The organism is Desulfuromusa ferrireducens, assembly GCF_055389805.1.
Window position 1 is genome coordinate 3,857,830 of the sequence record NZ_AP042415.1, and the last position, 14,974, is coordinate 3,872,803.

General features: G+C 49.3%; 15 protein-coding genes. All 15 read right to left on the reverse strand.

Features of this window, described 5'->3' with window-relative positions:
* Window positions 1-8 precede the first annotated feature (8 nt).
* Window positions 9-515, reverse strand: a complete 507-nt coding sequence (lptE, locus tag ACZ5PT_RS17260) for an LPS assembly lipoprotein LptE (protein ID WP_464264258.1) — start codon at window positions 513-515, stop codon at window positions 9-11.
* Entirely contained in the window at window positions 515-3,070 is a 2,556-nt protein-coding gene (leuS, locus tag ACZ5PT_RS17265; protein WP_464264259.1) for a leucine--tRNA ligase, read from the reverse strand. Before leuS ends, lptE begins: the two co-directional genes overlap by 1 nt.
* A 176-nt stretch (window positions 3,071-3,246) precedes the next feature.
* A complete protein-coding gene (gene infA / locus ACZ5PT_RS17270; protein WP_072905543.1) occupies window positions 3,247-3,465 on the reverse strand; it encodes a translation initiation factor IF-1 in 219 nt (72 codons plus the stop codon).
* Window positions 3,466-3,567: 102 nt separating this feature from the next.
* The gene (locus ACZ5PT_RS17275) at window positions 3,568-3,948 is read right to left on the reverse strand and encodes a response regulator (RefSeq protein ID WP_464264260.1); all 381 of its coding nucleotides are present in this window, start codon (window positions 3,946-3,948) and stop codon (window positions 3,568-3,570) included.
* A gap of 92 nt (window positions 3,949-4,040) precedes the next feature.
* On the reverse strand, window positions 4,041-5,099 hold the full coding sequence (cheB, locus tag ACZ5PT_RS17280; RefSeq protein WP_464264261.1) for a chemotaxis-specific protein-glutamate methyltransferase CheB: 1,059 nt from the start codon (window positions 5,097-5,099) through the stop codon (window positions 4,041-4,043).
* Window positions 5,096-5,968 (reverse strand): CheR family methyltransferase, encoded by an 873-nt coding sequence (locus tag ACZ5PT_RS17285; protein WP_464264262.1) that lies wholly within the window; start codon window positions 5,966-5,968, stop codon window positions 5,096-5,098. The genes cheB and ACZ5PT_RS17285 overlap by 4 nt, the downstream gene beginning before the upstream one ends.
* 6 nt (window positions 5,969-5,974) lie before the next feature.
* Complete coding sequence (locus tag ACZ5PT_RS17290; protein ID WP_464264263.1) at window positions 5,975-7,963, reverse strand: HEAT repeat domain-containing protein; 1,989 nt, start codon at window positions 7,961-7,963, stop codon at window positions 5,975-5,977.
* A 16-nt stretch (window positions 7,964-7,979) separates the two neighbouring features.
* The gene (locus ACZ5PT_RS17295; RefSeq protein ID WP_464264264.1) at window positions 7,980-8,777 is read right to left on the reverse strand and encodes a zinc ribbon domain-containing protein; all 798 of its coding nucleotides are present in this window, start codon (window positions 8,775-8,777) and stop codon (window positions 7,980-7,982) included.
* A 6-nt stretch (window positions 8,778-8,783) separates the two neighbouring features.
* Window positions 8,784-9,305, reverse strand: coding sequence for a chemotaxis protein CheW (locus ACZ5PT_RS17300; RefSeq protein ID WP_464264265.1), 522 nt, complete (start codon window positions 9,303-9,305; stop codon window positions 8,784-8,786).
* Between the two features lie 5 nt (window positions 9,306-9,310).
* Complete coding sequence (locus ACZ5PT_RS17305; protein WP_464264266.1) at window positions 9,311-9,685, reverse strand: response regulator transcription factor; 375 nt, start codon at window positions 9,683-9,685, stop codon at window positions 9,311-9,313.
* A 76-nt stretch (window positions 9,686-9,761) separates the two neighbouring features.
* Entirely contained in the window at window positions 9,762-10,436 is a 675-nt protein-coding gene (locus ACZ5PT_RS17310; RefSeq protein WP_464264267.1) for a chemotaxis protein CheW, read from the reverse strand.
* An 81-nt stretch (window positions 10,437-10,517) separates the two neighbouring features.
* Window positions 10,518-11,321 carry an ExeA family protein gene (locus tag ACZ5PT_RS17315; protein ID WP_464264268.1) on the reverse strand — a complete coding sequence of 268 codons (804 nt, stop codon included), beginning with the start codon at window positions 11,319-11,321 and terminating at the stop codon, window positions 10,518-10,520.
* Window positions 11,314-13,419 carry a chemotaxis protein CheA gene (locus ACZ5PT_RS17320; RefSeq protein ID WP_464264269.1) on the reverse strand — a complete coding sequence of 702 codons (2,106 nt, stop codon included), beginning with the start codon at window positions 13,417-13,419 and terminating at the stop codon, window positions 11,314-11,316. The genes ACZ5PT_RS17315 and ACZ5PT_RS17320 overlap by 8 nt, the downstream gene beginning before the upstream one ends.
* Window positions 13,420-13,432: 13 nt before the next feature.
* Entirely contained in the window at window positions 13,433-13,798 is a 366-nt protein-coding gene (locus tag ACZ5PT_RS17325) for a response regulator (RefSeq protein ID WP_464264270.1), read from the reverse strand.
* A gap of 69 nt (window positions 13,799-13,867) precedes the next feature.
* Window positions 13,868-14,935 (reverse strand): DUF4388 domain-containing protein, encoded by a 1,068-nt coding sequence (locus ACZ5PT_RS17330; protein ID WP_464264271.1) that lies wholly within the window; start codon window positions 14,933-14,935, stop codon window positions 13,868-13,870.
* Between the last annotated feature and the right edge of the window lie 39 nt (window positions 14,936-14,974).

Below are 14,974 nucleotides of genomic sequence, written 5' to 3' on the forward strand. Positions count from 1 at the left end.
TGCTCCGCTCAGAAATCAGCCAGCAAGCGGGATAATAGCTCTTCAGATATACGTAGGCTGATTTCTTCAACGGCATCGCGCTCGTAGTCTTCCTGAACGGTTTTATCATTTGCGGCCTGGTATTCATCATCCCAGGAGACAGTCCCCTGCCAAAGAAGCCGACCATCGGTTAACTGACGGAGCTTGGCGTCGACCACCATCGTGGCACGATACTCACTGATGTCATCATTTTTATCGTAAGACAGGGCGCGAGTTGAATAGGAGGTTATGGTTCCCTCCAAAACAGCCTCAGCCTGTTGTTGGCTTTCAACCTGAGAGATATTGCCATTGCGAGCAAACACCTCGCTGACATTGTTACTGAGCAGGCTCTCCAGTTGTGGTTCGGCGGTGCGGTTGACAAATAATGGCAGATAAATTTTCTGCACTTCACCAGGAAGAGCCCCCCCCTTGCCCGGAAAATTATAACCACAACCAGCGAGACAGAAAAACAGAACAACTACCGCGAGAGCTCTCATTATGATACCACTATGTTAATCAAGCGACCGGGAACAACGATGACCTTACGAACCTGCTTGCCCTCAACAAAACGCTGCACATTCTCCTCGGCCAAAGCAGCCGCTTCAATCGCTGCCTTATCCGCGTCAACAGCAACAGAAAGCTTACTGCGTACCTTACCGTTGACCTGTACGACCAGGGTGATTTCGGCAGAAATCAGTGCTTTCTCGTCCCATTTTGGCCAACCGACGGTTTCAACACTTTCACTATGCCCAAGAATTTCCCAAAGCTCTTCGCAGACGTGGGGGACAAATGGGTTGAGCAGCAGAACCACTGTCTCTAAAGCTTCACGCATTACGCCGGGATTCTGCTCTCCATCCTTAAAGGCGTAAATGCTGTTAACCAGCTCCATCACTGCAGCAATCGCCGTATTGAAATGGAAACGGCCATCAACATCTTCAGTCACCTTTTTGATGGTCTGATGCGTTTTACGGCGCAAATCAGCAGCCGAGCCGGAGACCTCGGCAGGGATTTCCGCTGAACCGATCAATTCCAGATTATCGGTCACTGCACGCCAGACACGACCAAGGAAGCGCGAACAACCATCAACACCTTGCTCATTCCACTCCAAATCTTTTTCTGGCGGTGCAGCAAACAGCGAAAACAGACGAGCAGTATCGGCACCGTACTGTTCAATCAGTTTATTGGGATCGACAACGTTCTTCTTCGACTTGCTCATCTTTTCGGTCCGGCCGAATTCAGCAACCTGACCACAGACAGTGCATTTGCCGTCGACAATCTGCTCCGGATAAAGCCAGCCGTGCTCAGAGCAGCGTTGGGTTTCCATGGTGACCATGCCCTGAGTGAGTAGGTTGGCAAAAGGTTCATCGACATCAACCATGCCGAGATCACGCAATACTTTAGTGAAAAAGCGCGCATAAAGAAGATGCATGACCGCATGCTCGATACCACCGATGTACTGATCAACCGGCAGCCAGTAGTTAGCAGCATCCTTATCGAGCGGACCATCGGTATAATCAGGACAGGCGTAACGAGCGAAATACCAGGAACTTTCAACGAAAGTATCAAAGGTATCACTTTCCCGCCGGGCCGGCTTGCCGCAGGTCGGGCAGTCGACATTGAGAAATCCCTGATGACGAGCCAAAGGCGAACCACCCTCCCCGGTTAGCTCTACATCGGTCGGCAGGGTCACCGGCAGGTCCTGCTCAGGGACCGGAACCGCACCACAGGAGTCGCAGTAGATGATCGGAATGGGAGTTCCCCAGTAACGCTGCCTGGAGACACCCCAGTCGCGCAGCCGGAAATTGACCGTCTTACGCCCTTCCTGTCGTCCATCCAGATAAGCGGCAATTTTTTCTTTGGCACTTTCATTATCGACCGTATCGAACTGCCCAGAATTAACCAGCAGTCCTGGCCCGACATAAGCCTCTTCCATCTGCTCAGGTGACAACTTCTCACCTTCCGGCTGAATCACCACCTGAATCGGCAGATCGTACTTACGGGCAAACTCGAAGTCGCGCTGATCGTGTGCCGGGACCGCCATAACGGCGCCGGTGCCATAATCCATCAACACAAAATTGGCGAGATAGACAGGAACCATATTTCCGGTTAACGGATTGGTGCAGTACGATCCGGTAAAAACACCGAGCTTTTCAAGCTCACCACTGGTCCGTGCAACTTTATCCTGTCGCTCAACCTTGGTGACAAACTGATCAACAGCAGCTTTTTGCTCTGCCGTTACCAGATTTTTAACCATCGGATGCTCTGGCGCCAGACTCATAAAGGTCGCCCCGAAGAGGGTGTCCGGCCGGGTGGTGAATACCTTAACCGTCAGGTCACTGTCGTTCACCGGAAACTCGATTTCACAACCGTAGCTTTTTCCGATCCAGTTGCGCTGCATCGCCAGGACTCGCTCCGGCCAACCAGATAATTTATCCGTCCAGTCAAGCAGCTCATCAGCATAGTCGGTTATCTTGAAGAACCACTGCTCGAGCTCCTTCTGCTCGACCAGAGTGTGACAGCGCCAGCAACAGTCGTCCTCAACCTGCTCATTGGCAAGAACAGTCTGGCAATCCGGACACCAGTTAACCGAAGAACCTTTTTTATAGGCCAGACCACGCTGATACATTTTCAGGAAGATCAATTGCTCCCAGCGATAATAATCGGCGTTACAGGTAGCGAACTCGCGTTGCCAGTCGTAAGACAGACCGATACGCTGCAACTGCTGGCGCATGCTAGCGATATTTTCATAAGTCCACTTAGCAGGATGGGTTCCGTGTTCGATCGCAGCATTCTCCGCCGGCATGCCGAACGCGTCCCAGCCCATCGGGTGCAGTACGTTATATCCTTGCATCCGCTTGAAACGTGCAACAACATCACCGATGGCATAGTTACGGACATGTCCCATATGGATTCGCCCGGACGGATATGGAAACATTTCCAGCAGATAATATTTGGGCTTATCTGATTTTTCATCAACCCGAAAAGCCTGATTCTGCTGCCAGGCTTGTTGCCATTTCAGTTCGATATCTTGGGGAACGTACTGCTTTTCCATACTACCTCCGTAACGACTATGCTGGTCGTCACTTATGACAGATCACACTGGATATATATACACGAAAACCGGCAAAGGCCGGTATCGAGTTGAATACTTCACGATCGGCATGATAACCGATCTGCGTAATTTACCTTCTCTGTCTCAGCGGAACATAAAACAGAGGGGTCTAAATATCATTTGGCTCGATATGTGATTCTACCGCGCGTCAAATCATAAGGGGAAAGCTCAACCGTCACACGGTCTCCAGGCAGAATGCGTATATAATACTTGCGCATCTTCCCGGAAATATGAGCAAGGACAACATGATCGTTGTCAAGTTTCACCCTGAACATTGCGTTCGGCAATGGTTCAACAACTGTTCCTTCAACTTCGATCGCTTCTTCTTTAGACAAAAGATCCTCCTGATTGAATCTGTCTTTCCTGTTTTATCTAGAATGGCGTCTTATTACATGTTCACAGCCGACTGTCAAGCTCGGAACAACAGAGCGCCGATATCACGTTTCGAGAGCGAGCAACTGCCGGACGACCTCGATCATACGTGCCGTCTGTATCGGCTTGGCAATATATTCATTCGCGCCAAGTGCTGTCGCTCTTTCACGATCAAGAGATGCACCCTCAGTCGTAATGACAACGATAGGCAGCGCATTATATTGCGCATCGTTACGCAGCAAACTGATCAACTTCAAACCGTCCATGATAGGCATATTGATATCAGTCAAAAGAAGATCATAACATTCAGTGGAAAGCTTTTTCAATGCGGCAACGCCATCCCCTGCTTCGTCAATCTGCAAGCCAGCAATTCTTCGTAAAGCAAAAACAATCAGTTGGCGCATGGTTGGTGAGTCATCGACCACCAAGACTCTAACTGTCTGCATACTGTTGCTACCCCTCATTCCCAACCTAACTGACACTTCAAAAAACAAGTCACACTAACAGTTTACACGATTAAATACCAGCGATACGAACATCACCGCCCCTGTGAAGTCGGCCGACAACGTTGTTCGATTTCTTTCAACATCCCATCTAATGGAACAATTTTCTCCACCATGCCGGTCTGAACAGCCTCCTTTGGCATACCATAGACAACGCAGGACTCCTCGGCTTCGGCCAGCACCCGCCCCCCTAACCTGACGACTTCCTGCACACCGGATGAACCATCATTTCCCATGCCGGTTAAAACTACCGCCAGCACCTTTGACCCATAGACAACTGCTCCGGTTCGAAACAGAACATTTACCGAGGGTGTATAAATCTGCTCTGGCGAGGGAACAACCAGTTTAACCCGAACGACACCGGCAAAATGTTGCATGACCATATTTTTACTCCCAGGACAGATCAGAACTCGCCCCGGTAACATATGATCGCCATCCTCAGCTTCCTTAACATCCATCACCGAATGATCATTCAACCGTTGGGCAAAGGATTTTGTAAATCCCTCCGGCATATGTTGAGCAACAGCAACGGGGATAGGTAATTTCTCTTTTAGAGATGAAAACAGATGATGCAGAGCTGGCGGTCCACCGGTCGAACTGCCAAGAAGCAAGATTGATGATTTTTTTCCAGCGGCATAGAGAGATGAACTAAGGTCCGTACTCGCGGTGCCGCTCTCAATCATCCGGCGTTTGATTTTTTCGCCACTCAGTTGCGCCGATTGAACAATCTTATTGATGAGATCCTGCTGAATTGCGTAAAGATCGGAGCTTCTGGCCCGAGCCGGCTTAGCAATAAAATCAACGGCGCCCAGATCGAGTGCCTTAAAAACATCGTGTCGCTCACTCTGGGAAGACACAACGATAACCGGTACAGGGCTGTTCTGCATGATTAATCGCAGCAAACCAAAACCACCCATACGCGGCATTTCCAAATCCAAAGAGACAACATCCGGTTTCAAATCAAGAAGTTTTTTCAGCCCTTCTTCACCATTAACGGCATAGCCAACAACCCTTATTCTTGGATCCGTTTGCAGCATTTTACCGATCGACACCCGGCTAAAAGCCGAATCATCAACCACCAGGACCCGAATCATCGCACTTCCCCTGGCAAAACTTTCGGGCGCTGATACACCATATCGTGAGTAAAATGGCGCAGATCAAAATCGGTACTGATATTCATCAGTGATTCAGAGTGTCCAAGCAGGAGAAAGCCTTCTTCGTGCAACTGTCCATGGAGTCGTGATATGACTTTTTTCTTCGCTTCAAGATCAAAATATATAATGACGTTACGGCAAAAAATTGCATCCATCTGACCGAGAAAAGAGACTCTTTTCTGGTCCAGGAGGTTGAGGTGACTTATCGTTACCAAGCGCTTGACATGGTCTGAAATCCGCAGTTTATCTTCAGATTCGTTAAAATACCTCTGGATATAAAAATCATCGGTACTGCGGAAAGAAGTCTTGCCGTAAATACCCTCTCGAGCTATGGCAAGCACTTGTTTACTGATGTCAGTGCCGATAATTTCAACATTCCAGCGTCGCAATTCCGGGTTCTGCAACATCAACATCGCGATCGTATAAGGTTCCTCTCCAGACGAACATCCGGCGCTCCAGATCCTTATGCTACGATCACCCGTGCCACGCTTTTTCTTCATGATCTCGGGCAATATTTCCTCGGTAAAGGTCTTCAGTTGAAAATCTTCCCGAAAAAAATATGTTTCGTTGGTCGTCAACAGATCAATGACTGTCGATAACTCTTCATCTCGGTCACGACTGTACCGAAGCTGGTAATAATAGTCTTTAAAACTGCTGAAGTGAAGCTGAGCCAGCCGTCTATTCAGCCTCTTTTCGAGCATATACTTCGATTCAAGATCAAAATACAGACCACAATAATCATAAATAAAATCGCGAATCTGTTGAAACTCATCCTCCGACATCTTCACATCTGGTTTAAAAACAAACATATCCGCTCAGCCCCCTACCTTGCGATTTCTCGAAGCCTCTTCGAGCGCTAGACGAACCTGCGGATCTTGCTCACACTCTAAACGTTCCTCTAAAAGCTGAAACCGCCGTGGATCAGTCGACCGTTTCAATTGATTGATGGTAAGCAGTCTAACGATCGGGCGATCATGAACAAGCAACGGGGTATCAACCGCAGAGGCCAATAACAAGCGCACGGCGGTAGAAACAACCTCTTCATCTTCATGATTTAGAGCTGTCTGCAAAAAACGTCCGACCTCACTAGGTAACAATCGTTGGGTTGTCTCCAGTGCGGCAATGACGACTAAACCCACAGGATCAGAAAGTCCTCGTTCCAAAATCAGTAGCAGGGCTTGCTCATCGCCCTCAGTGAGAGATTTAATCGCTGCCATTCGAACCCAAGGATCAGAATCATCTAAAGCGTGATCCAATATCAAAGTCGAGCGTTGCGCCGGAAAAGCACCGATGGCAACGGCTGCCAGCCGACGAACATCTGCAACCTCATCGGTCAAAGCCAGAGAAAGACCGGATAACAAACGCGGCGACCGGAACCCTGCCAGACCACGTAAGGCTTCGCAACGAATTTCTGGCGTGACATCTTTTAATGCCAACAGCAGGAAATTTTCAACCGATTCGGTCGGAAGGGCGCCAAGTGTCCGAACGGCGAGTAAACGCAATGAGACATCTGATGCTTCCAGATAAGGGGCGACTGTTTTAATAATCATTGTCGGTTCGCGGCGGCCGATCTGACAGAGCGCTTCAGACGCGGCTTCTCGAATTTCCGGAACGTCATCCGCTAACGCATCGCTAAGCAAAGCAGTCGCTTCAACGACAGCGATATTCCCCAAAGTCATCGCGGCAGCGTAACGAAATTGCGGATCATCCGACTGAACAGCCTCAATAGCAAGCTTGCCAATTTCGGCATAACCCAACTCACCCATCAGGAAGATGAGGTAAAGTGCATTTTCATCATCCAGACTAACCGTCTTAACCAATGCTGACAAAATCACCTGTGGAATCAGTTTAGCAGCGGCAACAACATCGCTACGTAAGTCCTCATCGGCCAATAGCGGCAACATCTCGCCAACAACCCTGGTATTGGGGAACAGGCTCAAGACATAGCAGGCAGCGCGTCGATAATCCAGACGATCGTGATGCAGGTAATTGATTAACCCCTCGACAACCTGACCGGACTGCTGATCAACCTCAGGACAATCCTTTACCGGCAAAGACTTGACTAATTGACCAAAAGAGAGCAGCGCAACTTCGCGGGTTTTGCGCAGCGGATCGGAAAGTCCCTTCAACAACTCAGGAATAGCTTCAGCACTCCCGAGTTGCCCAAGACAATTAAAGACAGATTTGCGCAACAGCGCATTTTGCGCATAAGGAAGAATTCTGGCAACGGGAACACCTTCACATATAGATGACAAGGCCTCGAATACGGTAAATTGCAGTCCGGCATCGGATGTTTCCAAGAGATCGAGCAGAGCACCGACAGCAGAGACCGAGCGAACCTTGCCGATAGTTTCCACCACCGAATAACGCACATTTTCATCATCATCGTGCAGATAAGGCAAAAGTTCAGCAGCGCACTCCTGATGACCAATTTCGCCAAGAATATCGACGATAAACTTGCGTACTTCGGCATCACTGACAGAGAGGCGATTCAGTAAGAAGCCGACAACCTGCGACCCCAGCCCGATAAGAATTTCTATAGCCGCATTTCGCAACCCCGCGTTATCGGGGTGAGCGAGCAGATCTACAATAAAACCTATCCACTGACCGGTGTCGGGCTGTTGCATAAAAAAACTGGTGGCTTCCTTACGTACCCGCCAGTCTTCATCGCCGAGAGCCAAAAGGAACAACTCTTTGGTAACACTGTCCAATTGGGACAGATTACGCGTGGCGAGCAAACGTTTCTCTACCAGTTCATCCAGCATTAAAGCTTTTAGTTCGGCCTGCTCCACAAACGGCTCCATCTGCGCACCACAGCAGCTAGCTGTGGGAATAAGACTGACATACAGCAACAAAGGCCTGCTGCACAAAATCAACCGGCAAATCAACAGCAGCCGGCAATCGGGAAAACAATAAACGCCGGCCTTCCGCTAACTGTTCGGAGAAGATATCCACCAATTGATCGGACTCTAGCCCCTGTTCCAAACGTTCGCGGTGGTAAAGAACAATGTCCGCAACCAGCAACTTAGCGAGCCTGCCAGCCTGTGCGACAAGATCCTCTTGCTGCAGTGCTCTCTCGCTACCAGCATGGCAAGCGGGAGAAATCCGCGCCAGCCGCTCAAACAACCCGGGGAAAAGCTCCCCTAATAATGGCAACAGTCGATCGCCGATATGATGTAATTCCAGGTAGGCATCTGCACCATACAGTGAATCCGGCTGCTTCTTGTAAGCCGTACGGTTGTAAACCGAAGACAACAGAACAATCTTATGCAGATCATTGCCAGCGGCTTTTATTTTCTCCAGCAGCTGAAACGGAAAGCCGCCGGCAAAGGCGACATCCAGCAGCAAAACAGAGGAAAGATCCTGCTGCAAATGCCTGAATATGTCCTCTTCATCACGACATACCGTCACCATGCCGCCGAGAAATGCGAGTCGTTCCTGCAATTGTCGGCAGATCGCACTATCTTCGTGGGCAAGGAGAGCGGAGAACGCTGGGGCGTTAATAGCTACCTTGAACTTTGACTGGCAACCGGGGCAACGGACAACTATTGAGCGACTGACATATGCAGTCTTCTTAAAACGCAAACGGACATGGCAATGAGGGCATTCAATTAACATCTCCGCTTAGCTTTCCCCAGACAAAGCGGCAGTCCCTAGCTGACTCATATCAACACGCGCCTCACTCGCCAGTAGTTTTCGCGGGTCTAACAACATCATCAGCTGTTCACCTTTACGGCAAACTCCAGGGAAAAAATCGGCTTCCGCACCAGATAAGTAATAGGGTGTCGGACGAACGTCAGCAGGGGAACACGAAATCACCTCGGTCACTTCATCGGCCAACAGGCCGACGATCCGGCCGTCGATCGCACAAATGACAATCCGACGTCCCTTTCCTTCTTCCATAGCTGAATCCAAACCGAATCGACGGCGAAGATCGACAACAGGAATAACAGCCTTACGCAAATTGATCACGCCATCAACGTACGCGGGGGCCTTCGGCACTGCGACAATCGGAAGCACCCGAATAATCTCTTTAATACACATGATATCAAGAGCATAAAACTGCAGACCGACCCGCAAACAGGCGACCTTAAGTTGATGTTGAGATGCCAATGGTGTTGATTCTGTCAAAGGATCCTGATTCATTAGTATCAGCTATCGCCTTTAAGCAACATGGCGATAGTATCCATAACCATCGCAGATTTAAACGGCTTGGTAATATATTGATCCGCGCCAACTTCATGCCCCCGGCTGATATCCTCCGGAGTCTTTTTAGCGGTAAGCAAAATAACCGGAATGTGCTTGGTTGCCGGATTTTGTTTAATCCGCGAACAGACCTCAAAACCATCCATCTTCGGCAGCATTACATCGAGTAAAACCAAATCAGGCATCTCATCATCAACGGCCTCCAAAGCCGCTAGTCCAGAGGTGACCCCCTGAACCAAATATCCCTTGGTGGTTAATAGAATACTTTCCAATTTGAGCAAGCTCTCTTCATCCTCAACAATGAGAATCTTTTTCTGCATAATACTACTCCCTAAAATGCCGACACCTTGCGGCGAATTGAGTATCAACAGCCCCCTCGGGCCAATAGTTTACTCATCAGATCTTCAAAACCTCATCGGGATTCAATAATATCAGCATCCGATTTTGGTATCGCCCAACCCCGGAAACATAATTTTTCTCACCGTCCTTAAGAATCAGCGGCGCCTGTTCAATCGACTCCTTAGGCAACCGAACCACCTGAGTGATGCGATCTACCAGTAAACCGATCGATTGGAGTTCTCCCTCACAAATTATAATCCGCTGATAGCTGCCATCCTGCCCCGGGCCAAGGCCCAAGCGGGTGCGTAGATCGATGACCGGAACGACAACACCTCGGAGCGACAAAATACCACGAACATAGGCAGGAACATCCGGGAGGTCGGTATAGGTTCGGGGCTTGAGCAGCTCCATGACAACATCTAAATTTAAAGCATACTCCTCTTCACCGAGCAAGAAAGTCAGCCACTGAACGGTCTCGATATCCTGAGTCTTGTCTCTGCCGGAAATCCCTTGGATATAATCTTCTTCGGAAGCAAAATTCAGCTCCGGAAAAAACTGCTGCAAACCGGTGGTTTCTTCAGCAGCGACAGCCTCTGCCGCGGAGAGCGAAAACTCCGGTTCCGTCAGCTCGTCCCCAAGAGGTTCTGCCTCAATCACAGGTTCGCACAGCTCTTTGCTTTGCGGTGCAACAGCCTGTTGTTGTGCTTTCTTTCTGATTTCCGCCAAATCCATCGACTATTCCATTCAAAGAATCGGATCAAACTATAGCAAAAAAGCTAACCAAAATTCATAATGACGAAACAAAACTACCATTTAAAGGCCATCAAGCTCGTCAGCGACGCCATTGATTACATCCGCATCGATTTGCGGCACACCACGACCAAAACCTTCCAGCAATGCCAACGAGGCCAGTTGATTGATCCGCCGCGGAATCCCCTTGGAGTATCGGGCCACCAGCTCAACGGCATCCAAAGTAAAAAGATTTTTTTGTCCTCCTGCGCTACTGAGTCGGTGAGCAATATAGGCACCAACCTCTTCCCCCAAGAGTGGTTTGAGATTGAATTGAATACCGATACGTTGCCGTAACGGCTCATACACCGGATGAGACAAACGTTTAACCAACTCGGGCTGCCCCATCAAAACGACACTGATCAAGTTAACATCGTCAAGTTGATAATTGGTTAATAACCTGATTTCATCAAACACATCCTTATGCGGAATCAGTTGCGCCTCATCGACGATCAACACAGGATGAACCTGCTGTTGATAGAGTGAATAGAGCTGGCCACCGACCTGTTCGAGCAATTCAGATTTATTGAAAGCCGGCGCATCGACACCAAGGCGGATCGCCAAGGCATGAAGAAATTCCAAAGGCGACAACCGCGGATTGGTGATCAATACAATCCGATAACCGTCATTCAGCTCATCCATCAGGGCTCTGGAAAGGGTTGTCTTACCGCATCCAATTCCGCCAGTGAGGAGGATAATATCACGCTCTTCCACCGCATGTAATAGACGCGCAAAAGCTTCACGGTGATTGCGCGACTGGTAAAAAAATTGCGGGTCAGGAGTTTTAGTGAACGGTCGGGATTTAAACCCGTAAAAATCCCTATACACCGAGGGCTACCTCACGCTGCAAAGTTTCTCCAATCAAGCCGCTAACATCAAGCACCAGAATGGTTTTCTGATTACCCAGATCGGCCGCACCAGCAACCCCTTTGACAAAAGCGAGGGCCTTGCCGAGCGACTTGATAACCACATCCTGCTGACCGCGTAATTCGTCAACAACAAATCCCATCCGTTTATCAGCGAAACCAACCACGACGACAAATTGATTGCCGGTCCCGGCATCGCCAGTAAGATTGAACAGTTCATCAATTCGCAACAGCGACAGGGTCTGCTGCCGCAATTCCATCACCTCACGCCCCTCGATCGTCTGGACCATTCCCGTTTCCAGCATCAGCGTTTCCAGCACCGAATTAAGCGGCAGCGCATAATCAATCCCTTTGACGCGGACGACTAAGGCCTTAATAATCGCCAATGTGATCGGCAGGGTCAAACTCATCACTGTCCCCTTGCCAACTTCACTGGTTAAATCAATCATCCCGGACAAAGAGGATATATTGTTCTTCACCACATCCATCCCGACCCCACGACCGGAAAACTCACTGACCTCTTCACGGGTCGAAAATCCGGGATGAAACAGCAAACCAAACAGCTCCTGCTTACTTTGATTGGCATCTGCGGAGAGCAGTCCCTTCTCAATCCCTTTAGCACGCAACATCACCGGATCGATACCACGGCCGTCATCATGCACTTCAATCACGACATGATTCCCTTTTTGAGCCGCTACCAGTGAAATGGTTCCACACTCGGGCTTGCCGACGGCGAGCCGGCGTTGCGCGGGTTCAATGCCATGATCAAGTGAATTACGGATAATATGCATTAACGGATCAGCCAAATCCTCGACAATCAGCTTGTCCAGTTCCGTGTCCCCACCACGAATGTCCAGCTGCACCTTTTTCCCCAGCTCCTGAGCCATGCGCCGGATAATGCGATTCATTTTGTCAAACAATTGCCGTACCGGAACCATGCGCACGTCCATGACACCATTTTGCAGCTCATTTAAGCGACGCTCCAACGCATGGACTGCCTTTTCCAGATCTCGCACCGGTTGACCGGCCGTTTGCATATCAGCACAAAGTTGCGCGATTGCCCCCTTTGCCAGAGCCAGTTCACCAACAATGGTCATCAAATAGTCAAGCTTGACAATATCAACCCGCACGGTACTGGTAAAAGAACGCGCCGAGCCTGCGTCATTACTCTTCGCGGCAGTATCAGCAGTACCGGCCGATACCGTTTCTGCGCAAGACTGCGGAATCTCGCCCAACGGTGAGGGAGAAACATCTCTTTTGGGCGGCGTGACAACTTCAGCTGCGTGCACCTCTGGAGGAACTGGGGGCGCGGAATTCTCCACCACTGACCCGGTCACCATCTCGATCTCAAGACCGGCAAATTCGAGCTGTTCTTTTAGTGCCGCTAGCGCGACATCCGTTCCACAGAGAATTCGAAATGCCAGCAATTCTGGATTATCATTTTCAGAGCCAGGCAGCGTACTGATAACCTCGCCGTTTTCCTTTATTTTGTCGGTAAGTGCCGCCAACTCCGTATCGAAGGTCATTAAAGAGAAAGCAACTTTTATCAGAAAGAGGGATTTGCCCTGTTTGAGATTTTCCTGCAGTCGATGCTCTTCGTATTCGGTTAAGACATCGAGTAACGCCTGTTCGAGATTCAACCCGGCAAAAAGATCGGACTCATCCTCGACAGGACCAGTGAGGAGATGTTCTATCCGTGATAAATAGGAAGAAATATCCTGGGTGAAATCAGGATTTTCGGCTTTTCCACGGATCAGCCCAGAAACCCCTTCCAAGGTATCGAAGAGACAGTCGAGGAGAGTTTCACTCAAAGAAACTTTCCCCATGCGCAGGTTATCTAACAGATTTTCCAGGTGATGGGCCAGCTCGGCAACATCGTCAAAACCGAACATTCCGGCCAGCCCTTTGATGGAATGGGCATCGCGAAATATTCCGTTGAGCAGGTCTGGGTTCCCCTGCCCGCTTGCCGAATTATCACCGAGTTCTGCGAGATCCTGATTCAGTTTCTCCAGCAGTTCCTCGGATTCAGCAAGAAAATCATCAATTGCCTGATTAGACATTAAATCGGTCCTTTTATTTCAGCAGTTCTGCGACTAACTGCTGTAACTCTTCGGGGTTAAACGGTTTAACTAGATAAGCATTTGCGCCGAGTGCCAGTCCTTTATCTCTGTCTCTCTGGCTCCCTTCAGTGCTGATAATAATCAGCGGGGTATCTTTATAAAGCGGATTACTCCGCACAAAACTGACGAGTTCCAAGCCATTGATATCCGGCATATTAATGTCGGTCAGCACCAGATCGACCTTTTCTCGAGGCAACACGCGTAATGCCTCAAAGCCGTTTGCTGCCTCTATCAATTCAAAGTCATCCATCGCGTCGAGGGTGGATACGATCAAAGATCGCATCGTCGGCGAATCGTCAGCAATTAGAATTTTCTTCAAAACAACTCCTCAACTTACTCTAAAGCATCCATGGCCCTGCTCGGCAAATAAAATTACAAATTAATACGATCACTTCTGCAGTGCCTGTTCCATTGCAAGGCCAGCCTGTGACAAAAAAACGCCAAAGGCCTTGGCAGATTCAATCGGACCGTTGTCTGGATAGTTATCACCATAAAGTATAGCGACAACCTTACCATCACTCACCAACGGCCCAAGGAAAACCTCACCAGGGGTGCCCCCCATAAGTTCCATCAGGGTTCTCTCGGTAAAGGTTTGACTCAGGGTCGAACAGACGGCATTTTGTTCCTGTAATACGCGAGCAAAGATTGATCCCGGTTCAATATTAAGCCGTAACTTGCGAACAATTTCGTCAGCCGCGGAGGACAAACTAGTAAGACCAAACTGCCCCAAACCGACCAACTGCCGGCCGCGCACATCAAAGATAATCGCCCGGTTCATAATCTCACTGGCATAGCGCAGAATCAGCAGAATTATCCCTCCCCCCATGGAAGGATTTTGCAACTCAGCCAACATGCCGCGCAACAACGTCAGGTCATGGTCATCCTGCCGTCTTTCAAGAGTCTCAATTTCTTTCTCAACGACGTCATCATCAGCACTGTCATCAGTATCCAGCTGTCCAGCAAAGCGCTGCCCCTTCACCACCAGACGCTGTGAAGAGACACCTTTCCCCAACATGAAATCAAAAGGGTTAACGGTGGTACTACCAAAGGTTTGTGGCTCACCCAGGCGAAAGATAAATTTCCCTTTAGACCAGGTAAAAAAGCTGAAGACAATTTTTTCAATCTGCTGTTTAACAATGGATTCGATAATGTCTGGTTGAATTTGGCAGACAGAACTTAATATCGCCCCGAGGGGCTGATGATCTTTGAGTGTTTTTTGCCGCGCCAAGGCAGCATTGACCTGTTGAGTGGTAACAATTTTGTGTAGAACGAGCAACTGACCGAGGGTCTCAGTGGACAGCGAGGATGTCGCACGCACGACCTGACCATCGAGGAAAGTAATCGTCCCAGACTCTCTCTCCTGTGATAGAGAGAGAGTCCCGGACTTTTTACTCAGGCTGATAATCTGCAGGATATCGCTGATCCCCAGATCCTCAAGGTAGCCTTCAAGGCCCATAATGGAAAAATCCCGAACGGTTAACGGTAAGTATCCCGG

Coding starts and splice junctions, on each gene's coding strand:
- leuS (WP_464264259.1), bottom strand. CDS start 3,070: ATGGAAAAGCAGTACGTTCCCCAAGATATCGAACTGAAATGGCAACAA.
- ACZ5PT_RS17305 (WP_464264266.1), bottom strand. CDS start 9,685: ATGCAGAAAAAGATTCTCATTGTTGAGGATGAAGAGAGCTTGCTCAAA.
- ACZ5PT_RS17275 (WP_464264260.1), bottom strand. CDS start 3,948: ATGCAGACAGTTAGAGTCTTGGTGGTCGATGACTCACCAACCATGCGC.
- cheB (WP_464264261.1), bottom strand. CDS start 5,099: ATGATTCGGGTCCTGGTGGTTGATGATTCGGCTTTTAGCCGGGTGTCG.
- ACZ5PT_RS17320 (WP_464264269.1), bottom strand. CDS start 13,419: ATGTCTAATCAGGCAATTGATGATTTTCTTGCTGAATCCGAGGAACTG.
- ACZ5PT_RS17300 (WP_464264265.1), bottom strand. CDS start 9,305: ATGAATCAGGATCCTTTGACAGAATCAACACCATTGGCATCTCAACAT.
- ACZ5PT_RS17285 (WP_464264262.1), bottom strand. CDS start 5,968: ATGTTTGTTTTTAAACCAGATGTGAAGATGTCGGAGGATGAGTTTCAA.
- ACZ5PT_RS17330 (WP_464264271.1), bottom strand. CDS start 14,935: ATGGGCCTTGAAGGCTACCTTGAGGATCTGGGGATCAGCGATATCCTG.
- ACZ5PT_RS17295 (WP_464264264.1), bottom strand. CDS start 8,777: ATGTTAATTGAATGCCCTCATTGCCATGTCCGTTTGCGTTTTAAGAAG.
- ACZ5PT_RS17310 (WP_464264267.1), bottom strand. CDS start 10,436: ATGGATTTGGCGGAAATCAGAAAGAAAGCACAACAACAGGCTGTTGCA.
- ACZ5PT_RS17290 (WP_464264263.1), bottom strand. CDS start 7,963: ATGGAGCCGTTTGTGGAGCAGGCCGAACTAAAAGCTTTAATGCTGGAT.
- lptE (WP_464264258.1), bottom strand. CDS start 515: ATGAGAGCTCTCGCGGTAGTTGTTCTGTTTTTCTGTCTCGCTGGTTGT.